Origin of the sequence: Prevotella sp. AM34-19LB, assembly GCF_003468525.1 — a bacterium.
In the GTDB taxonomy this organism is placed as follows: domain Bacteria; phylum Bacteroidota; class Bacteroidia; order Bacteroidales; family Bacteroidaceae; genus Prevotella.
Genome location: NZ_QSIG01000008.1, coordinates 37,811 through 55,725, shown reverse-complemented (window position 1 = coordinate 55,725; position 17,915 = coordinate 37,811). Strand labels below are relative to the sequence as shown.

The 17,915-nt window shown below is 47.2% G+C and carries 22 protein-coding genes; 1 reads left to right on the top strand and 21 read right to left on the bottom strand.

Annotated features, from left to right (window positions below; all coding sequences use genetic code 11):
• Positions 1–14: 14 nt before the first annotated feature.
• The 13 genes from DW830_RS04195 to DW830_RS04135 form a co-directional block, all read right to left on the bottom strand.
• Positions 15–290, bottom strand: a complete 276-nt coding sequence (locus DW830_RS04195) for a hypothetical protein (protein ID WP_119248997.1) — start codon at positions 288–290, stop codon at positions 15–17.
• Positions 291–318: 28 nt separating this feature from the next.
• A complete protein-coding gene (locus DW830_RS04190; RefSeq protein ID WP_119248996.1) occupies positions 319–4,164 on the bottom strand; it encodes a hypothetical protein in 3,846 nt (1,281 codons plus the stop codon).
• Positions 4,165–4,218: 54 nt separating this feature from the next.
• Positions 4,219–4,761, bottom strand: a complete 543-nt coding sequence (locus DW830_RS04185) for a hypothetical protein (protein WP_119248995.1) — start codon at positions 4,759–4,761, stop codon at positions 4,219–4,221.
• Complete coding sequence (locus tag DW830_RS04180) at positions 4,740–5,252, bottom strand: hypothetical protein (RefSeq protein ID WP_119248994.1); 513 nt, start codon at positions 5,250–5,252, stop codon at positions 4,740–4,742. Before DW830_RS04180 ends, DW830_RS04185 begins: the two co-directional genes overlap by 22 nt.
• Complete coding sequence (locus tag DW830_RS04175) at positions 5,249–6,061, bottom strand: hypothetical protein (RefSeq protein ID WP_119248993.1); 813 nt, start codon at positions 6,059–6,061, stop codon at positions 5,249–5,251. Before DW830_RS04175 ends, DW830_RS04180 begins: the two co-directional genes overlap by 4 nt.
• Positions 6,024–6,848 carry a DUF6712 family protein gene (locus tag DW830_RS04170; protein ID WP_147487203.1) on the bottom strand — a complete coding sequence of 275 codons (825 nt, stop codon included), beginning with the start codon at positions 6,846–6,848 and terminating at the stop codon, positions 6,024–6,026. The genes DW830_RS04175 and DW830_RS04170 overlap by 38 nt, the downstream gene beginning before the upstream one ends.
• Positions 6,829–8,274 carry a hypothetical protein gene (locus DW830_RS04165; RefSeq protein WP_119248991.1) on the bottom strand — a complete coding sequence of 482 codons (1,446 nt, stop codon included), beginning with the start codon at positions 8,272–8,274 and terminating at the stop codon, positions 6,829–6,831. Before DW830_RS04165 ends, DW830_RS04170 begins: the two co-directional genes overlap by 20 nt.
• Positions 8,271–8,522, bottom strand: coding sequence for a maintenance system killer protein (locus DW830_RS04160; RefSeq protein ID WP_119248990.1), 252 nt, complete (start codon positions 8,520–8,522; stop codon positions 8,271–8,273). The genes DW830_RS04165 and DW830_RS04160 overlap by 4 nt, the downstream gene beginning before the upstream one ends.
• On the bottom strand, positions 8,522–9,592 hold the full coding sequence (locus DW830_RS04155; RefSeq protein ID WP_119248989.1) for a hypothetical protein: 1,071 nt from the start codon (positions 9,590–9,592) through the stop codon (positions 8,522–8,524). The genes DW830_RS04160 and DW830_RS04155 overlap by 1 nt, the downstream gene beginning before the upstream one ends.
• Positions 9,593–9,707: 115 nt before the next feature.
• The gene (locus tag DW830_RS04150) at positions 9,708–9,989 is read right to left on the bottom strand and encodes a hypothetical protein (protein WP_147487202.1); all 282 of its coding nucleotides are present in this window, start codon (positions 9,987–9,989) and stop codon (positions 9,708–9,710) included.
• Positions 9,990–9,991: 2 nt separating this feature from the next.
• The gene (locus tag DW830_RS04145; RefSeq protein WP_119248987.1) at positions 9,992–10,330 is read right to left on the bottom strand and encodes a hypothetical protein; all 339 of its coding nucleotides are present in this window, start codon (positions 10,328–10,330) and stop codon (positions 9,992–9,994) included.
• Entirely contained in the window at positions 10,327–10,665 is a 339-nt protein-coding gene (locus DW830_RS04140; RefSeq protein WP_119248986.1) for a hypothetical protein, read from the bottom strand. The genes DW830_RS04145 and DW830_RS04140 overlap by 4 nt, the downstream gene beginning before the upstream one ends.
• 2 nt (positions 10,666–10,667) lie before the next feature.
• Positions 10,668–10,922: a hypothetical protein gene (locus tag DW830_RS04135; RefSeq protein ID WP_119248985.1), complete on the bottom strand. Its 255-nt coding sequence runs from the start codon at positions 10,920–10,922 to the stop codon at positions 10,668–10,670.
• Positions 10,923–11,626: 704 nt separating this feature from the next.
• Between DW830_RS04135 and DW830_RS15770 the strand changes: the two genes are divergently transcribed.
• On the top strand, positions 11,627–11,800 hold the full coding sequence (locus DW830_RS15770) for a hypothetical protein (RefSeq protein ID WP_158573435.1): 174 nt from the start codon (positions 11,627–11,629) through the stop codon (positions 11,798–11,800).
• A gap of 288 nt (positions 11,801–12,088) precedes the next feature.
• On the opposite strand, the gene DW830_RS04125 is transcribed toward DW830_RS15770, so the two are convergent.
• The 8 genes from DW830_RS04125 to DW830_RS04090 form a co-directional block, all read right to left on the bottom strand.
• Positions 12,089–12,484 carry a pilus assembly protein HicB gene (locus DW830_RS04125; protein WP_119248983.1) on the bottom strand — a complete coding sequence of 132 codons (396 nt, stop codon included), beginning with the start codon at positions 12,482–12,484 and terminating at the stop codon, positions 12,089–12,091.
• 88 nt (positions 12,485–12,572) lie between these two features.
• Entirely contained in the window at positions 12,573–12,734 is a 162-nt protein-coding gene (locus DW830_RS04120) for a type II toxin-antitoxin system HicA family toxin (protein WP_233544374.1), read from the bottom strand.
• A gap of 640 nt (positions 12,735–13,374) precedes the next feature.
• Positions 13,375–13,776 (bottom strand): DUF5053 domain-containing protein, encoded by a 402-nt coding sequence (locus tag DW830_RS04115; RefSeq protein ID WP_119248981.1) that lies wholly within the window; start codon positions 13,774–13,776, stop codon positions 13,375–13,377.
• A gap of 50 nt (positions 13,777–13,826) precedes the next feature.
• Positions 13,827–13,985 (bottom strand): hypothetical protein, encoded by a 159-nt coding sequence (locus DW830_RS15765; RefSeq protein ID WP_153090723.1) that lies wholly within the window; start codon positions 13,983–13,985, stop codon positions 13,827–13,829.
• A gap of 617 nt (positions 13,986–14,602) precedes the next feature.
• Positions 14,603–14,929, bottom strand: a complete 327-nt coding sequence (locus tag DW830_RS04105; RefSeq protein ID WP_119248979.1) for a JAB domain-containing protein — start codon at positions 14,927–14,929, stop codon at positions 14,603–14,605.
• A 38-nt stretch (positions 14,930–14,967) separates the two neighbouring features.
• Positions 14,968–15,282 carry a UPF0758 domain-containing protein gene (locus DW830_RS04100; RefSeq protein WP_119248978.1) on the bottom strand — a complete coding sequence of 105 codons (315 nt, stop codon included), beginning with the start codon at positions 15,280–15,282 and terminating at the stop codon, positions 14,968–14,970.
• A 1-nt stretch (position 15,283) separates the two neighbouring features.
• The gene (locus tag DW830_RS04095) at positions 15,284–15,937 is read right to left on the bottom strand and encodes a phosphoribosyltransferase (RefSeq protein WP_147487201.1); all 654 of its coding nucleotides are present in this window, start codon (positions 15,935–15,937) and stop codon (positions 15,284–15,286) included.
• A 489-nt stretch (positions 15,938–16,426) separates the two neighbouring features.
• A complete protein-coding gene (locus DW830_RS04090; protein ID WP_119248976.1) occupies positions 16,427–17,863 on the bottom strand; it encodes a hypothetical protein in 1,437 nt (478 codons plus the stop codon).
• Positions 17,864–17,915 lie beyond the last annotated feature (52 nt).

Below are 17,915 nucleotides of genomic sequence, written 5' to 3'. Positions count from 1 at the left end.
AAGCACCTCCTCTCTTATTCGGCATTCTTGATGCTATCAAGCCACTCCGGGATTGATGCAAGAATCTGAGCAGTCACTTCCTTGCCGACATCATCCTTCTTGATAGAGATCGCAAGATTGCCGTTCTCTACATTAACATTACCTAAATACTCACCATTCTCACTGCTGATGATATATCCTCTTATTATAGTTTTATCTCCAGCGACATTACGCTCGAAACTCACTTTCACACTCTCGTTGAGCTCAATCGGCTCAAATTCGGTTGTCACCGTCTGCTTTGCTGTTTTCATATTATAAATATTATATAAGTTATTAAAATCAAGACCAGTTCAAATCATATTCACCACTCCAGAAGACTCCTGCACCAAGGCTGGTTGGCTCCGGATTCAGGAATTTCGGATTTACGTAAGCGCACGACAGGCTTTCGCCACCTTTCAACTCATGCCAACCACCGATGTCTGCAAAATGAATTGTCTGTCTATCATTACCATTAATGACTCGCCATTCCTTGCCGTTACCCATTCCCTCGAATACGTAATAGAAATCAGAACTGCAATTAATGACAACCATATCAATCGCCATACCTGAAGCGTCTCCATGACTAGCAAAACCATACAGAGGTATTTTATAGTATCTTCTTCCTGATACCATACCACTTTCGAGTGCAATATAGACCCCAGTATCCTCTGTATTGTCAGCATCCTTGGTGTATATTCTCATGTGTGTGCCGAAAACCCATGCCATTGTCTTTTGTCGATGTCCGAACATGCCTCTGCACCATATATCTGCCGCATAAAAGCGATAACCACGTTTTTTGGCACTATCATATCCTTGATGATACATGTCTCCCGAGAACCACATTCTACCATCCGAGCCAAACTGTATATTACCAACTACATTTCCGTTACTGTCAACACAATTAAGTGTTTTAAAGCTTCCTTTTACTCCTGTAACCGTACCGCTGAATGTTCCATTCTGACACCAAATGCTACCAGTTGAGTCAAGCTTGAAGTTCGGAGTTGTGATGGTAATCTGACCGCCCGAGAAGTTCATGCAATGACCGGTCAGATTTATCTTGTCGGCCTGGATTGTTGCTGCTGAGATTCCATTGCTGATGGCTACATTCATCTGTCCTTCGCTGACAAGTCCTTTTGCACTTACCTGACTAGTAAATAAGCCTGCGAAAGTGCTTGTAAGCACAAGGCCAGTTTTATTGATGTTGGTAATATTACCACTTGAATCAAAAGAAACCTTAGCTGCTAATGCTGAAATGCTGCCATTCGTCGCTTTGATTTCTGTAGCGGCATACGATTTTGCAGCAGCTGCCGCATCATTTGCAGCTTTCGCATTATTCACTGCTGTATTTGCGGTACTCTGTGCATTACTAGCTGCTTGAGCGGCATTGCTTGCCGTTCTCTGCGCAGTATCTCCTGCATTCTTAGCATTGGCAATCGCCTTCTCAACAGCGGAACCTCCGCTGCTCAGCACTATGTTGTCAGCTGATATCTTGGCATTGGAAATCATGTTTCCAGCTGCATCCTTCGTAATGAAAGAACTGATTTCACTTTTTACGACACCGCCTTTGTTAGTGAATGCCGTAGAGAAAAGCCCGGCAAATTCTGTAGTCAATACAGCTCCAGCAGATGATTTCAGCTTACCTTTCGAATCGAATCCTCCGGCAGCTACACTCCATCCATTGCTATTTTGCTTAACGGTCGTAATGGTAGAGGAGTAATCACTTCTTATACCGCTGCCAACACCATCTGCATAACTTTTAGCAGATGCAAGATTACTGCTGATACTCTTATTGAGCGTATCTACGTTTACCTGCAGCTGCTCTTGTGTAGCAGCCTTGCCCACTGTCAGTGTGATGGAATCAATATCCTGCTGAATCTGAGTAATGCTAGAAGCATTCGCTTCCACCATTTCCACAGTACTGGTAATTCTGCCAGATAGCAGCTCGATGCTAGATGATACTGTAGTGTTGTTGGCGTAGTCTTGACTACCTACCCACTGCCTGATACCCTCCGCAGTCTGCCTGATGGATGAAGAATACTCGCTTGTAACGGTATCGTACTGATCCTTCAGCTTCTTGTCCATCGATGATGTGATGCTGCTCGATGTCTGCACAATCAGCGAAGATGTATCTTCGCGATTCTTCTTATCCGTCTGATCTACATACTGCCTGATTTCGCCCTTTTCTGCATCAAGCTCGATGCCGACCTTGACAGCTTTCTTGTTGACGGTATCGATGTTCTCTCCCAGCAATTTGATATTGTTGGCCGTCTGCACTATCTGGGTGCTCACGGTCTTTGACAGCTCGCTGAGCGGCTCATCGGTGAGAGATGCTATTGCGAGATAGCAATCACCGGTGTACTGGATGACGAAGTCTCCGGTACCATTCCACACGCCTTCTATTGGTATAGTCTTCCACGCTCCAGAGTATGCAACATTGACTGTTCTCTGCTGCAGGGTATTCTGTTTTCCCCTCACCTCTTCGCAATCAGCGAAGCCAATAGTCAACTTGCCAGCCGTCTTGGCATAGATGCGAACGCTGATGTATAGCTTGTCCTGCACATCGGTGTACCCTGCCTCTGTTGGAGGCAGCTCTGCGCTGCTCTTCTCTCCTGCAACATACTCCTTGTGAGTTCCTGGTTGTTTAATCAGTGCATTCTTCTGTCTGATGCCGCAATTCTGCACACGGAGAATCTGCCTGCCATCCACCTTCTCCAGCGAGACCTTGCGGTTGCCGCTGGCTGTAGGATTTCCGTTGACCATGACCGGCAATCCGGAAGCGTCGAACCAGAAGACGGATTCATCAGTAGTATCTATATCCCAACCTGCGATGATCTTATTCTCTGAATCGGTAATCTGCTCCAGGAATTGGCCATTCTCGAGATAATTCTTCTCGTTGGTCAGCTCATAGCTGGTTTTGGAGAATCTTGAAGAGAACATGTTTTCGAGAACCTGAAACTTGGTGTCGATGCTCTCACCTGTTCGGCTCAGAACGAACTCGCCTACCGCATAGAGGTTGTTGAGATATTCACCGAACCCCTTCAGTTGGCCAAGAATAGGATGTCTGATGCCTTTCAGGTTTCCGATTCTACCCTTCAGAGCAGAATCCGGATTGGTTTTCATTCCATGGACAATATCTATATAAGGAGTATCGCTGCCTACGGTCATCACCTGGATGATGCCCTTACGGTCTGTGTCTGACACGTTGTCCACTCGCACGAAGGTGTCACGCTTCGTGATCAGCTTCTCCGGTGTCGCTCCTGCCATGGAGCTTGTGAAGTTCTCGAACGTCACCCACGCCAGCCTATCCTCACCCTCACCTTCTGTTCCGACCTCTTTCACCAGGAGCTCGTAGTTCTTCGTGACATAATGATCATTTTCCTCTGAGGGAAGACCATTATACTGCTGCACCATGATGTAATCACCCTTGCGAAAGGAATTGTACATACGGCCTTCTTTGGTGTCGAGATATACCCTGCCGCTCTCTGCATCGAAGTGATCCACCTCCATCATCGCAGTGAAGATGCGGTTGTCATTTTCTCCTAGCAGCTGAGAGATGATCATCTCGAAAATGCGCATTGAACCTCTCACGATGAGGTTGTCAAGTTCCAGGTTATATTTGTTCTCTAGGACACCAGCCGCATTCTCTATCGGCTCATTTTTCAGCCGCCAGCCTTTGCCTGTCAGGAATCCTGCAACGAAGTCCGGAGAACTGAGATCACCAGCGAAGACGGAGTTACCTCCAACGCTCAGGTCATTGGCGTTGATATCGTGAGCCTCTATATCACGAGAGATGATATCACCATTCTCATCGAACTTGTAGCCACGACCGATATTCAGGTTGTTGGCATCGATGGAATCGGCTAAAATGTTGCCACTCTCATCGAACTTGTAGCCTGCACCTACCCTCAGACCTCTGAGGAAGGTGATGAGACCGGCAGCTTCATCGTCCTTGACCTTCGACAGATATTTGCCCTCGATCTTCTTCAGCAGCTCCTCGATGGTCGTATGCATCTCATCAGAGGCGAAATGCAGCAGCGAGAGAAAAGCTGTGCCTATGCGGTATGCCGTATTGGCCTGCAGGCGCCGCTCATCTCTGATACCCTCGAACTGGGTCTGAAGATCATTCTTATCATATTCTACTGCCATATTGTTTTTTTGTTTGCAAAGATATAACTTCGATGAAATCGATAAAAATACGCACTACAGGTTGCGTGATGCACCGATTCCACGGAAGATTTCTGTCAGCGCTGATGCCATCAGACCATTCCACTTGCTGCCGAAGAAGTCAGCTTCATGCTCGTTGAGCTTCATGACTGAGGCATAATACTTCTGCGAAAACCAGTCGCGTCTGCCGATAGGCGGACCACCAGCGACACGACCACCCCAGGCAGGACCCACCTTCTTAGGCTTATTCATGTCGTGCTTCGCTCGATATTCCTTGCCGAGGAATTCCAGGTCCCCCTCGTTGACTCGGGCAATCTTCTCGCCTCCCTGCGCTTCTGTCCACTTCTCCCAGACGTGAGCAGGACCTACACCTGCTGCCACGTAGATACCGTACTGCAGGAACTTGTGTTCGATGGTCGTCACGGATCCTTGCTCCAGGTGCCCCTTGATGCTCGCATAGAGCGCACCTGTATCTATTGTACGCAAGCGCTCCATGCGCTCGCGCCAGTAGTCACCCATGTTGTCGGTCCATCCCTGCTCGTATTTGAGCAGTTCATCTAATGCTGATTGGTCTGCCATAAGTTCTCATCATATTGTACATCGATAGGCTCGTCTGAGTTCATCATAAAATAGAGTCCTGTGACTCCATTCAGGCTGTATCTGCCCAGCTCGCTCGAATAGATCTGACGGAGATCCAGGAACTCCAGCTGACCGTCGAATGCCTCCCGATACTTGTCGTGAAGCATTCGGCTGATGAACTGGCGGAAGATGTATCTGCAGAGATTCAGCTTCGCCTCTCTGTCCTCCATGTCGTCACGCTTGTATGCTGCGAGGATCCACACCGTATAGACGTTGCGGTCGAAGAAGCCTTCACCGGCAGAATGCGTATTGCTGTCAACGGTGTCTGAGACCATGACAAAGTTCGCAGCCTTGCGGAACTGCTGCATCACGCCCTGCACGCTGTCGGGGCCGGAACACGTCGTTGCGACAAAATTATAAGCCCTGCAGGTCTTGTTTTCCTCGCACAATTGCTTGAAATATGCGATGGAATCGAATAATTTATCTGTCATGTTGCATTATTGCTGTTTCTGGCCTTGAATTCCTCTGCCTCTCTCGCCTTGTTATCAAGCTCGGAGAGCGCATCCCAGCAGAGCGAGTCATAGACTGCCTGCTGCTTGGTGATGTCTCCATCGGTGAGTGCGCGGATCTGCGCCTGCATTGCAGGCATCAGGTCCTCCTGTTTCAGTTCTCCACCTTCCTTCGATGGCTTGAAGAAGTGAGGGAAGTTCTCTGCCAGGTATCCCTTGATGGAGGAGTACCACATGAAGACGTTCAGAAGTTCATAAGGCTGAAAAATGGCGGTTTCATCGGATTCTCCGGATTCATTCCGGTATAGAATCCACCCCATCTTCTTCAGGAACTTGTCGTCCTTGTGGATAAGATACAGCTGGTAGTTCTTCTCCAGCTGCAGATAATCGAAGAAGGTGACGTCTCTGATGAGCCGTTCCACGGCATAGAGACCGGCACACGTGTCGAGCGGCAGATAATAGGTGTAATCTCCGATGAAATCGAAGTTTTTGAGGAGAGAGAGGATTTCTCCCTCGCTCAGATATAGCACTTTCCGCTTCTTTTTGCCATTTTTTGTTAGACAGGGAACGCTGCATTTCCAACCAGTTCTGGTATGCTTAATCACTTCGATGCCGCATAGTCTGAAGAGAATGCTGCATTTCGCTACTGTCTGCTCCTGATATAGAGTCAGAACGCTGAGAATGTAGCGCAGCTCATCCCCCTGCAGCTGTTCCCAGGAACTAGGAGCAGAAAACTCGAAGACTCGTTTGCCATCACGAATTGAAAATGAAGGCAGGTTTCTCTTTTCCATTCTGATATTCTTTAAAATGATTAGCTTTATATGCCGATGAATCCGCATATAATTTGAATTTATCGAGGTTGGCATCGAGGTATCTGAGCAGACGGCCATGCTCTGTTGAGTAGGCTGTCAGCAGACCCTCAGCCAGAAAGATCATGCATCTGCGCACCTTGAAGATGAGTTCTACCGCGGTGTCATCCTTGTCCTTGGCTCCCCGCTCCATCTCTAGCAGATCATCCATCTGCTCGTCAGATATGACCCTGCGCATCACCCCATCAGCTTCGTAGAGTGCTGACAGTTTATCCTTCCACTGCTTGGATGATAGCTCCTGCTTCACCTGGAAGGCATACTGCTCGATGCTGAAGACCAGAAGCGGTATGCTCATCTTCGCCTGCAGGCTCTCACCCCACCCTTCTGTTGCAGACAACCAGGTAATCATTTCGCCCTCTGCCTTCAAGCATGCGACCATACACTGCTCTATCAGCGCCTCTACTCTCGCAGATGATGCAGGAGAGACCTCATTGTTGGCAACTACTCCGAAGCCTGTCGGAGTGAGTACCAGGTCGAGATGGCGAACGTTGCCGAGGAATGCAGTCAGGCATACAGTCTTGACTACTGCAGCCGATAGCCGCTCACTCGTCTCCAGTGCTTCCTCGCCCACGTACCCGAGGAAGCGCTTCTGAATATTGTTGTATGCCTCATAGAAATGAGGTCTCACAGACTCGAACACCTCAGAGTGCGAGCTTGTCGCTACGAGGATGCTCTGCTCGAAGTCTTCTTTACTTATCTGAATTTTCATTGCCATTATTGTTAACGATTGATGTCTGCTGGTCTTTGTTCTTGTCGAGCGTTGTCAGCTCTATTATCGGAACATCGACCGTGATATTCTTGTCTGCCCACAGATTGTAGTGAAGGATGACATGCCACGGTTTTGCCATGATGTCGTGTGATGCCTTTTCGAGCGACTGCTTCATGATGAAGAGTTCCCGCTTGTCTGAGCCGGAATTGTTCATCTGGCTCTTGCCGGGTGTCGCTCCAATCAGGTTCGGATGGCAGCCGAGTGCGAAGCAGAGCGCATTGGATGCCTCGCTCATATCTTCAGCCCAGTCTCCACCTTCCTTCTTGTTGCCCTCTGAGAGGTTAATGATGCGCACCATGCGCTGCTCCTTGCCGTTCGGATCAAGATAATAGCCAGTGATGAGCGCCTTGCCGGCATTCTCCGGGCCACAGACGAAATTGATGATGTTCTCCTTCTCCTTCAGGATGCGCGCCTTGCGCTCTTCCGGCTCAATGATGCCCTCGTTGTTGCAGAGCTCATCCCAGTAGTCGCGATGCACCTCTATCTGTATGCGAGGAGCAGACGTGTTCTTGATCATGTAGCGTTTGCCTATGCCGATGAGTCTGTAGATATCATACCAGGCATCATCGAAGATGCTGGCATAGTATGGTATCGGATAGTACTGCATGCCTGGTGTAGGCATTCGGCTGATGATGGCGAACTTGCAGTTCGTACCATCCTTTGGAGCCTTGCCCCGGATGCCCGTGTATGGGTCTGGTGCCTTGCCCATGCGGGCCAGGAGGTCGCCCAGAGGGTCGTAGAGATCCAGGAGTGGAATGACCTCTGCCTCGAGATCCTGCTGAAAATGGCTGAAATCACCGAAGAAGACGTTTTCGATGCGACCGCTCTTGTTCGGTCGCTGCAGGCGGCAGTAGGACACGTCCTTGTGTCGGATATTGACGATGCGTTTATGGTCTCGAGAGAGGATGATGACCTCCACGGACCAGGCAAAAAACTTCATATCGGTAGCCTGCTGCATGAACACTTCGTGTATGCTGTTGCTCAGGCAGAACTTGCGGATTTCCTCGTCTGCCACGTCCTGCTTGGTCTCCCGGTCGATGAACCGAAGCCCCTGCCCGTAGCAGCATTGAACGTTGAACGCCATGGCGCGCTGCGCAACCATGTTCTTGCGAAGGAGCTGCTGCAGGAGATAAGGAATGTTGTCATCATCTCCATAGTTGACATACTCGTATGACCTGCCTCCCACCTCGAGAGCCCGGAAGGTAGCATCACCAATCTCTCCTGATCCGAGAAAGCTTGTGTCTCGGCCATACTGCTGCTCGATGGTTGCAGCATTGGTTACTTCTGATACTCCCTCTGCCACTACGGCATATCGGGAGACGGTGGCATTGCCACCTATCTGCTGCATCTGATATTTATTGCTCATAGAAATACTGGTTTACCTAAAAAGTTGAAAATATAAATGTCCGGCACCGTGCGAACCTCGCCATTAGCCGGGTTAACCAGGCGATGGAATCCACCTCGCCAGCTGCCACCCTTGACCAGCCATCCGCTGTAGTCGATGACCCTGCCGTCTGATGTCCACGCCTTCAGGTTTACGGCAGCTTCATCTGCCTTCGCCTTGTCGAGGAGGAGACAGACATCATTGATATGATATGCATTCTTGATAGTCATCAGTTGAACGTATTGTCGAATGTGTTATCGAAAATCCTGCCGCCTCTCTGCAGGTCCAGTACGTTGTGCTGGCGCTGCGCATAGACGTAGCTGAAGGTGAAGCGCGGAAGGGTGTCGTGCAGGTTGTCATTCTTGGACGTTGACGAGTTGATGGTGATGCGCTTGCCCACCACCGGATTGCCATCCACGAAGTTGACGATATAGACCTCGTCGGAACGGAAGAGGTCTTCTGCCCAGTTTGCCATATCGCGGCTCAGATAGCCGGTATCAGCATTGAAGTTGCGCTGCTCAGTGATGCGATAGTTGGTCTTCAGACCGCCTATGTAGGCAGCATCCCTGGTATATTCCGGATTCACCTCGTGCTTGCCCTCGCAGTAGATGAGCTCCTGGCATCCGAAGGAATTGGTGAAGAGGAGGCACGGAGCGCAGTCTGGCTGCGATGGGTCGATGATGAACCTCATGAGGCGCTTGCCTGCCTCTACCTCGTAGTAGAGCAGGTCGAGAGCATCAGCGGTGAAGCGAGACGGAGAAACGTCGATGGTCGTGTAGATGTCATTGCCAGCTACTGCAGTAGCGGTGAATGTGCGGGTCTCCTCGCTGCCATCAGCGGCATGCTGCCTGTAGTATGCCGTCACGGTAGCCGTGCCGGTACCGAGGTAGTGGAGATACTCTAGACGGCCGATAGCGGTGCGCTTGCACTCCTGCAGCAGGGTGAGGAAATGATTGTCGAGGAAGCTCTCGCAATCTACGCCCACGATGTCCACGGAGGTGTAGAGTACCTGCAGGCTCGCCTGTTTGGTAGCCACGTCGGTCTCTGTCTCGCCCTCTACGGTCTGCTCCCTGATGGTGATGGTTGCCGACACGGCAAGCTGCTGACGTGCGTAAGGACGGAAGATGTCTGCCAGGTCGGAGACAACCACCTCGCCATCGGCAGGGTACAGAAACTCCTCGTATATGGTCTTGTCTGCGAGTGCGATGGTTACAGCCAGCCGCGTCTTGGCTGTGAGAATGATGATATCGGGTATGTTCTCCAGGAACACCTTGCCCGATGGTAGTGAATTGATGGTCATATTATCTTTTTTAGTGCAAAGATACTTTGGCAATTGCCAAAATAAAAATACGGATGGCCACTCTCCCGAGCAGCCATCCGCTTCAAAAACAGGTAGATGAAATCTAGCAAATAAACTATTTGATGATGTGAACTCTTTCCCAGATTGCCCAGGCTACGTTTCCGTCCGGTTGCGTAGCGATGACATAGCCGTGACTCTTCATGTAGTCACTCACGCAGGCGTATGATACGCCTCCCATACAGTTCAGCTCGCTGATGATATCCTGCGAGGTCTTGAAACTCTTCTTGTATTCAAGTCCGGTCTCCTCATCCTTCATTGGCAGGTTGGAACGGAACTTGAAGTATGCGTCGAGTAATTCTGTCTCGAACGCATCGATGTTATAATCTTCATTCTCCATAATCATTCTTCATTATAAGGGAATTCTTCTTCCGGTGAATATACTTGTCCGTAGGCTGAATACATCAGATTGCAAGATTCGAAAATCTTGGCTGCCCACAGATCATATTTATCTCGCTGGCGGCAGACTCTCACAGCTAAGGCTTCCAACTTTCTGATTGCATCAAACAGGTAATCTCGCACCTCTGCAACCGTTACAAGATTGGCCGCGCTTCGTAATATCTGGAGATTGTTCCACAGCTGCACGTAGTAAGAATCCAGCTCCAGGTATCTAGCGATGAGCGCCTTATATACTCTATGCCTCTTCTTGTGGAGGTCAATTACATTCTTCGGTTTGCTCATATCTTCTTTTTATTCAGCATAAGAGCTAAGTAAAGCAATTTGCGGAAATTCTCATCTTGCGCCATAAGTACGCTTAAGAAGCCCACAAGCTTATGTCTGTTTCCATCAAATCCGAAAGCAGAATTGGTCAACATGCCTTCAGGATAGCCGTTCTCCACTTTAGATTCTCCGACTGCTATGAGGATATATCCTCTATTTTCATTGCAATCTGCCCAAGCACTCAGCGCTTTATTTATCATATCGATATACTGCATGTGATCTTCTCCTTCAGGGATGCCATCACACTTAACAACATCGGCAATGAAGTCATTGATATTCTTTTTATTCTCCTCCATAACTACATCACCTCCCCTCCGAAAAGATAACCACCAACAATCATCACGCACACAAAGCTGACTATGCCAACTATGGTCTTCGCTACCTCGCCATAGCTCACGCTTTCCTCGCAGAGGAAGCTGAAGGCCTCACTCTTGGTAGCCCAGAGGCGCTTAGCCTCACGCTTGATTTCACACTTGAGGGTATGGATGCCCTCGTTGACGCTGATGCCTGCAGGTCTTACCTGCGCATCACTTAATAAAATTGAATTCTGCATAATTGCCATCTTATAAGCATTATAGACCGACCTTGATGTATAAATACAATGGTGGCGGTCACATTCACCGCTGCTTATAAGATGGTAGCTTTCCCAGCGAAGGGCAAGTATCTTACGGATCATGCAACCGCCATATTGTAAAGACCTTTTTCCCGCTGCCGGGAAAATGATACTTTATAGGCATAAAAAAGCCCACGGCGTGAAGCCTAGGCGAAACAGTCGCCATCGCTGAGTAGATTACTACTATCTTATAAGCGATGGCAAAAGTACAAAGAATATTTGGAACCGCCAAAAAAAAAGCGAGAAATTTTAAAGAAAATGACTTTTTTATGTTTTAGAGCATAAAACAAGGGGTTGAGGAATGAAAAGGAAAGAAAAGGAATCAAACGGAATGATTTTGCGGATTCATTCGGAATCATATCCAGGAATGACCGGAAACGACCGGAAAAACGACCAAAAACGACCGGAAACGACTGCAGGATCTCCCTTCGGTTCAGCCACTTCGAGGAATGGATTCCTCGGAAATTCCCCGATTTTCCGTGCATTTTCCTCGAAAATTCCCCGATTTTCCCCGATTTTCTCTGATTTTCTCCGATTTTCTCCGATTTTCTCTGATTTTCTCTGATTTTCTCCGATTTTCTCTAATATTCTCCGATTATTTTCCTAACTTTGCGGTGTGTAATTAATAATATATATAATAAGGTATGGAAAGAAATAAGGAACTTACCCTGCATAGGGTTATTGATCTTATCAAGAAGACCAATGAACGCATAGATTTGACCAACGACCGGTTAGAAATAGCAGAAAGAGACAACAACCGCCTTTTTCTGCTTGTTGTCATTGAAGCTGTAGCAATAGCCATTGCCATACTTGCTTAATGGTAGAAGCCAGGCACGAGTATAAGGCAGATATCACCATCACCAAGAACGTAATGATCTCCATCCAATATTTATTGCGTTCTCTCTTCTCAGCCTTTCTTTTGGCATCCATCTCTTTATTCTTTTTATCTTGATAATGTTTGCAGGACCACTCTATAAAATCCATATCATCATCAGGTCTCTTGCTCCTCATATTTATAACTTTAATGATTAATAAATAAGAGCCCCCGATGCGTCACGCACCAGAGGCTCAAGAGTTCATTTAATTACTTTATGAAAACACAACCATCAAAAGACGGCTGCTTGTAAATCCGCTTTAATATTGCTCATACAAGCGTTGAGTCGCTGGTATGTCTTCTCTCCAGCTTTTTTGACACCGCTGCTATATTGCCGCATGAGCGATGGGTTGATGCCCGCTCTCTTTGCGATGTCCGAGACATTGAGGAACGAGAAGTAATTGAAGAACGACTGAAGGTCGTACTTATATTCAAACTCCACCTCAGGAAACGTCTTGCCGTTCTCCTCAGCATCCTGCCTTGCTTCCTCGTAGCACTCCATCAAGTCAGCTTTTGCTGCTGCCACAGAGTCACCAATGGCACTCAGACCAACATCTCCGATGCCCTGCTCTGTATAGCACCAAAACTTGCCATCAGATGCCTGCTCCACTATAATCTGTACCTTCATATTAATATAATATTTTTATAGTTACCTTATAAAAAAGAGTCCATATCCCTCATAAAATACAAAAGGATTTGAAGGTGGAAGGTTGGGGTTAACCCCCAACCAAGTCTCTCAAGATTTTATTGGCAAGTCCCGTAGGAACCTCTCCACTATGTCTTGGTACGAACTGCGACACACCCGTTTTAGGATTAGTCCACTTGTCGTGATTTCCACCATGTCGAGACAGGACGCATCCCGCATCTCTCAGTCTCATAATCAAATCTTTTGTTTTCATAAAATCAATGAACTCTTTGTCATTTTGACACTGCAAAGGTAGCAAAAAAGCTACAAACTACCAAATATTTAGGTAGCTTTTTTGCTATATTAACTAAGTTTTAACATTTGGGCATGAAAAAAGCCATCTATGCGTCACGCACGGATGGCTCCAAAACTAAAAAACCTTATTACCTAAATCTATTACTAAAAACCTATAAAACAACTTTGAACCCTACTGATTCTTTCTAACAAAAACTAAACATTAAAATCTTAAAAGAAATTAAGCATCTTCTGGTGGATGCCTGGCATCGAAGCCCAGGAGCTTATCGCAACTCCGGCACCCTTGTTACTCATCTCACGACGAATGACATTTAGTAGTTTAATGGATACTTATATATTTTCACCCTAACTAAATAAAAATCGGTATACTTCCCTGAAGCACAATGAATGAAATTGATGCTAGATTATAGCATGTGCAAAGGTACGAAAATAATTCGGAAAAACAAGAAAAACACCGCATTTTTAGGCAATAAACCCTAAAAATGCAGTGTTTCTAACATTTTTTCTTGATAATTTACGTAAAAAGTCCCCGGCACGGAATCGTGGCGGGGACCGAGTTGAGTTATTGAACATGTTAGCTATGCTAACTGCAATGCGCTAATGCGACTGCTTATATCTTTGACCGCCTGGTTAAAGATGCCTTTCTGCTCCTGGTTGAGCGTATAAACCTTTCCACGGATCTGATATCCATTGAGACGCTGCAAAAGCCATGCTGCGCTCTTGTTGAAATAGGTCTTAGCGATGTAAGAGATAGGAAGCAGTTTGTAATCCTCTGCATCTATCTGGCTGCGGAGAGCTTTCACTTCGCCCTCCAGGCGAGTTACATTTTCCTCCAGGAATGGTTTTGCCACTTCAGCCACAGCATCCTTATCCATAGTTTCCAGCTTAGCGATAATTTCATTTTTTCGCTCCTCGCTCATTGCATCGGTATTACCTGCAAGAGACTTGTATTCATCCAATAGGGTTCTAATATCTTCCATATCAATATATATTTTGTAATCCCCTCCCGAAGGAGGGGAAGTTAAACATTTTACTTTCTTTTCTTCATCAGTCTTGAAAGGTCATCCAAGAGATAATCAAGTCTCTTTTCGATTTCCTTCTGTGAAAGACCAGTGAATTTCACGATTCGGAGAAAGTCTTCGATATCTTTTTTCTTTCTCTCGATTTCATTTTCTAAATCTTCTTGCATAGCTTAAAAATTTAATTGATTAAACATGTTCCTTAACTCGATTGCAAAGGTACATAATAATTTTGATATACGCAAATATTACATAATAAACTTATTATGTTTAATACATTTTTAACATTCCAGCCCAATAAAACACGGTTTTTACCTTTTTTTTCATCATTTGCAGAATGATGTCAAGAAATGTCCTTTCCTCTTTTACCCCGTAATGCAATGGAGGGGTTCACCCGAAAATGGTGCGTTTCTTGTGGCAATTCTGCAGGAATTGTCATAAGTCGCCATTTTCGGGTGGCAATCGTTTGCAAAACGATTGCAAAATTTGCTGCTTTTGCACAAATTTTCCACGGTCATTTTTGTCAACTTACTGAAATTCACGGAATTTTAGAAAGTTGTGGAAAAAGGAGCGTGCTTCCCTGTAAGGGTAGCCTCCACTGCCCTACGCTCGGAGGCAATTGCCTCCCGAAAACAGAGCGGTATATGTAGCGCTTTTTCCCTTGTGGCAATTGCCTTTTCTCCTTCCGTTTGCCCTGCCGATTGCCATCTTTCTGCCATCCCTGCACCAGCGGTCACCAGCGAGTTAGCCCCAAAAATAAAGGGCAGTGAGTTCACTGCCCTTCGTCCTATAGCTTGCCCTTGTCGTGATAAGAGTAGAAGCTTCCATCTGTTACTATCACGTGGTCCATAAAGAAGATGCGCATGATATCGCATGCCTGCTTGACCTTCCTCGTGAGTTCATCGTCTGCCCTGCTTGGTGCTGGGCTTCCGCTTGGATGGTTGTGAGCCAGCGCCATGATTGTTGCGCCTGCGGTCACTGCCTCCTTCATCATCACCCTCACATCTACAGATGTGTCTGTGATTCCTCCCTCACTCAGCTTCACGTGCTTGATTAGTCTGAAATTCTGATTCATCAGCAGGATGTGCGCCTGCTCTACATTGAGGTCTGCCATCTGCAGATGGAGATAATTGTAGATTGCCAGACTGCTGCCTAGGTCGGGCTTCTCGCTACATGCTCCCTTGCCCTGCGTTTGCCTATCTCTAGAGCTGCGAGTACTGCCAGCGCCTTGCAGTCTCCGATGCCCTGCACCACCTGCATTTCATCCATTGATAGCTTTGCAAGGTTACTCAGTTTCCCGTCTGCTATGTTCATCAACTGCCTTGCTTGGCTGATACTCTCCTTTGTTCCTGCACCTCGGTTGATTACCATCGATAACAGCTCAGTGTTACTAAGATTTTCAAATCCGTAATTAGCTGCCTTGTATTCCGGTCTCTCGTCTGCTAGTATATCATTGTACTTCTTCATATTATGCTGCTTTATTATTGTTCAACTTTACGTTATAAATACCTTGTGGATAACATCTCTTTGATGCTGCTACTGCTTCGTAGAAGCCCTCTGCCATCTCCTGCAGGATTCCTCTGTTGCTGATAGGGCAGTGATGAATTGTACGCCCTACGAAAATCTCTCGCTCGATGTAGGCTCCTGCAGCTTCCAGCTGCTCCTTAAACTCGTTGATGGTCTGACCGCTTGTCAGGAGGTCATCGAAAAGGATGACGTTCTTTCCAGCAAAGTAGCTGCCATCGATAGCCACGTGATAGAGTCCTTCGCTCACGTGATGGCTTCCGCCATTGTGGGTAGGCTTGCGCTCGCCATAGATGCGAACGTGCTCGTTTGCGGTCTTGATGCCTGCCTGGTTGAGAATAGCTGCGAGATAGCCGAATCTCTTGTTATACTTCCATTGAGCGCTGCAGGGTGCGAAAACGACAACGAAATCCTCCAATAATCTGCCGTATTGTCTTCTCAGATAGCTGATTAACAACTCAGCGCAAAAGCGTGTGGTGGCAGTCTTGCCTGCCTTGAAATCGTAGATAAGCTGATTATTTGCTCTCTGCTGATTCTTGTCAACGCAAAGGTTGATGTAAGCGTTTGGAACGTATTCCACTAAATAATTTTGTCTCATATCCATTAAACTTTTAAAAATTCTATTCTGGTAATGCGAGGGATCTCAGAGATTTTTCCAATCTCCCTGCTTTGGAGTATTTTTTTTATTTCATTCCGTATAAAGCTCGGTCACTCTTTCGATTTTTCCTGTGCATAACAATGCGCTGGCAGAGGCAAACAGATGTGGGGTTCTGTGGTAAGAAAAGGTAAAGATTTAGCTTGCGTGAAGAATCTTTGGCTTTTTTTAGTGCAGGTTCATACAGCGGTTTGAATCGCCAGAAGCTACCTTCGCACAGGAAAATTCGGATGAGTGACCATCGAGCTTCGAGAATGAAATAAGAAAAAGTACGGAAAAGCAGACAAAACAACCATCGACCTGCAAGGGCGATACCTATTCTGCAGCAAGAATGAAAAAAGGCTGCTACTCTCACGAGCAACAACCTTCAGCAAAAAGTAAAATAATAAAAGACAAAAAATAAAAACTAGTAAATTATATAAATCAAAAAACCTATGTCGGAAAATGGCAGCTCATGCTACCTGTATATAGAACACTCTGAGGAAACTTCTCTGCACCAATGCAGACGGTATCGAAGGCATCGGAGAAGTCAGTTCTGTTCTCCAGGCGGTCCTCGTCAGTCTCCACTAGCTTCTCTCCTCGCTTATCCTTGCCGTTGTTGTAGCAGCCGGCGCTCTCAATAGAGACAATCAGGTCCTCGTTGTTGTCCTGGTTGATGAGGATCATGTGATTGGCCTTGCCCTTGAACATTCGGTTGATGAGTTCCTGCTTCTGCAGGTGATTCCAAGGTTTTCCGATATAGACCTCAGTCACCAGCCATCCATTGTGCCTGAGCACTCTAGAGATTATCTGATAGAAGTCATCGGTGTGAGTCGCATAAGAGTTGCCCACGAAGGTTGCATCGTAGTAGAAGATGACCCTCTTGCTCTTGAGATACTTGTAATAGTCGCAGAAGTCCTGAGCAACCTCAGGAAGCTTGCGCTCATACTTCACGTAGAGCGAATTGATGATGCGGAGGCGCTGGTCAGAACCTACCTGCCCCACCACCATACAGTTGATGTTGGTGTTGGCATCCAGGCCGATGATCAGCGGTAAACCGTCCTCTATATCTCCATCAGTTCGGCAATCGATCTTGTCTTTCTTCGGGTTGAACTTATACTGCAGTGCGTCCAGATACGAAGTATTGGGCGCTGTGTAGAAGTTTCGGTCCTCGTCAAGACCGGAGTAGAATCCGTCCATGGCAATACCCACATGCTGACACATGATGCTTGTGAGGAAAGTCATCTTAGGCAAATCTCGCTTCATCTGCCTGATGAAGTCCTCGCCCAGAACTGCGAGGTTCTGAATGCTCGAACACCTGGAATATACCAGGGCATAAGAGCGGAGGGAGTGCAGAACCTTCTCGTATTTCTGCACCTGCGACATGTAGTAATCGTACCGCTCTGGGTGAGCAGCCAGCTTGTTGCGGATACTGTGCAGATGTACCAGCACCGTCTCAAGAGTAGCAATCAGCTCCTTATCCATCTTCTTCTCCCACGACATAAACCAGGAACCTTTCTTTGTCGCAGAAGTATCTGAAGTAATCGTAAGCCCATGGTGCAGGCAGCAGTCACCGAACAGCTGCTTGTTGCCTCGATTGGCAGGTAGCGTTTCGTTGTTAAGTTGCTCCCAATCAATAAATTTTGCCTCGTCGATAAAGACATGGTCGAGTGAGAGGGAGTTGGAGGTGCCACTTCGGTCCTGAGAGATGATGTTGAGGTAGCTGCCATTGTAGAAGGCTACGGTGTTCTCCCAGTTCATAGGCTGGAAGTGCGGATCCTGCCAGTGGAGCGCCTTCCACGGCTTTTTACCCACGATGTAGTGAACGTCTCGCTTGTATCCCCACTCCTCCAGGTGTACCAGGCAGATGGAAGAATATTGGTCTGACATCGCTTGACAGAGGGAGCCACCATGCCGAGGCAGCAGCCTGGCATGTGCTGGA

Excerpts from the sequence above, each read along its gene's own strand:
- DW830_RS04195 (WP_119248997.1), bottom strand. The coding sequence starts at position 290 with ATGAAAACAGCAAAGCAGACGGTGACAACCGAATTTGAGCCGATTGAG.
- DW830_RS04190 (WP_119248996.1), bottom strand. The coding sequence starts at position 4,164 with ATGGCAGTAGAATATGATAAGAATGATCTTCAGACCCAGTTCGAGGGT.
- DW830_RS04185 (WP_119248995.1), bottom strand. The coding sequence starts at position 4,761 with ATGGCAGACCAATCAGCATTAGATGAACTGCTCAAATACGAGCAGGGA.
- DW830_RS04180 (WP_119248994.1), bottom strand. The coding sequence starts at position 5,252 with ATGACAGATAAATTATTCGATTCCATCGCATATTTCAAGCAATTGTGC.
- DW830_RS04175 (WP_119248993.1), bottom strand. The coding sequence starts at position 6,061 with ATGGAAAAGAGAAACCTGCCTTCATTTTCAATTCGTGATGGCAAACGA.
- DW830_RS04170 (WP_147487203.1), bottom strand. The coding sequence starts at position 6,848 with ATGAAAATTCAGATAAGTAAAGAAGACTTCGAGCAGAGCATCCTCGTA.
- DW830_RS04165 (WP_119248991.1), bottom strand. The coding sequence starts at position 8,274 with ATGAGCAATAAATATCAGATGCAGCAGATAGGTGGCAATGCCACCGTC.
- DW830_RS04160 (WP_119248990.1), bottom strand. The coding sequence starts at position 8,522 with ATGACTATCAAGAATGCATATCATATCAATGATGTCTGTCTCCTCCTC.
- DW830_RS04155 (WP_119248989.1), bottom strand. The coding sequence starts at position 9,592 with ATGACCATCAATTCACTACCATCGGGCAAGGTGTTCCTGGAGAACATA.
- DW830_RS04150 (WP_147487202.1), bottom strand. The coding sequence starts at position 9,989 with ATGGAGAATGAAGATTATAACATCGATGCGTTCGAGACAGAATTACTC.
- DW830_RS04145 (WP_119248987.1), bottom strand. The coding sequence starts at position 10,330 with ATGAGCAAACCGAAGAATGTAATTGACCTCCACAAGAAGAGGCATAGA.
- DW830_RS04140 (WP_119248986.1), bottom strand. The coding sequence starts at position 10,665 with ATGGAGGAGAATAAAAAGAATATCAATGACTTCATTGCCGATGTTGTT.
- DW830_RS04135 (WP_119248985.1), bottom strand. The coding sequence starts at position 10,922 with ATGCAGAATTCAATTTTATTAAGTGATGCGCAGGTAAGACCTGCAGGC.
- DW830_RS15770 (WP_158573435.1), top strand. The coding sequence starts at position 11,627 with ATGGAAAGAAATAAGGAACTTACCCTGCATAGGGTTATTGATCTTATC.
- DW830_RS04125 (WP_119248983.1), bottom strand. The coding sequence starts at position 12,484 with ATGAAGGTACAGATTATAGTGGAGCAGGCATCTGATGGCAAGTTTTGG.
- DW830_RS04120 (WP_233544374.1), bottom strand. The coding sequence starts at position 12,734 with ATGAGACTGAGAGATGCGGGATGCGTCCTGTCTCGACATGGTGGAAAT.
- DW830_RS04115 (WP_119248981.1), bottom strand. The coding sequence starts at position 13,776 with ATGGAAGATATTAGAACCCTATTGGATGAATACAAGTCTCTTGCAGGT.
- DW830_RS15765 (WP_153090723.1), bottom strand. The coding sequence starts at position 13,985 with ATGCAAGAAGATTTAGAAAATGAAATCGAGAGAAAGAAAAAAGATATC.
- DW830_RS04105 (WP_119248979.1), bottom strand. The coding sequence starts at position 14,929 with ATGGCAGACCTCAATGTAGAGCAGGCGCACATCCTGCTGATGAATCAG.
- DW830_RS04100 (WP_119248978.1), bottom strand. The coding sequence starts at position 15,282 with ATGAAGAAGTACAATGATATACTAGCAGACGAGAGACCGGAATACAAG.
- DW830_RS04095 (WP_147487201.1), bottom strand. The coding sequence starts at position 15,937 with ATGAGACAAAATTATTTAGTGGAATACGTTCCAAACGCTTACATCAAC.
- DW830_RS04090 (WP_119248976.1), bottom strand. The coding sequence starts at position 17,863 with ATGTCAGACCAATATTCTTCCATCTGCCTGGTACACCTGGAGGAGTGG.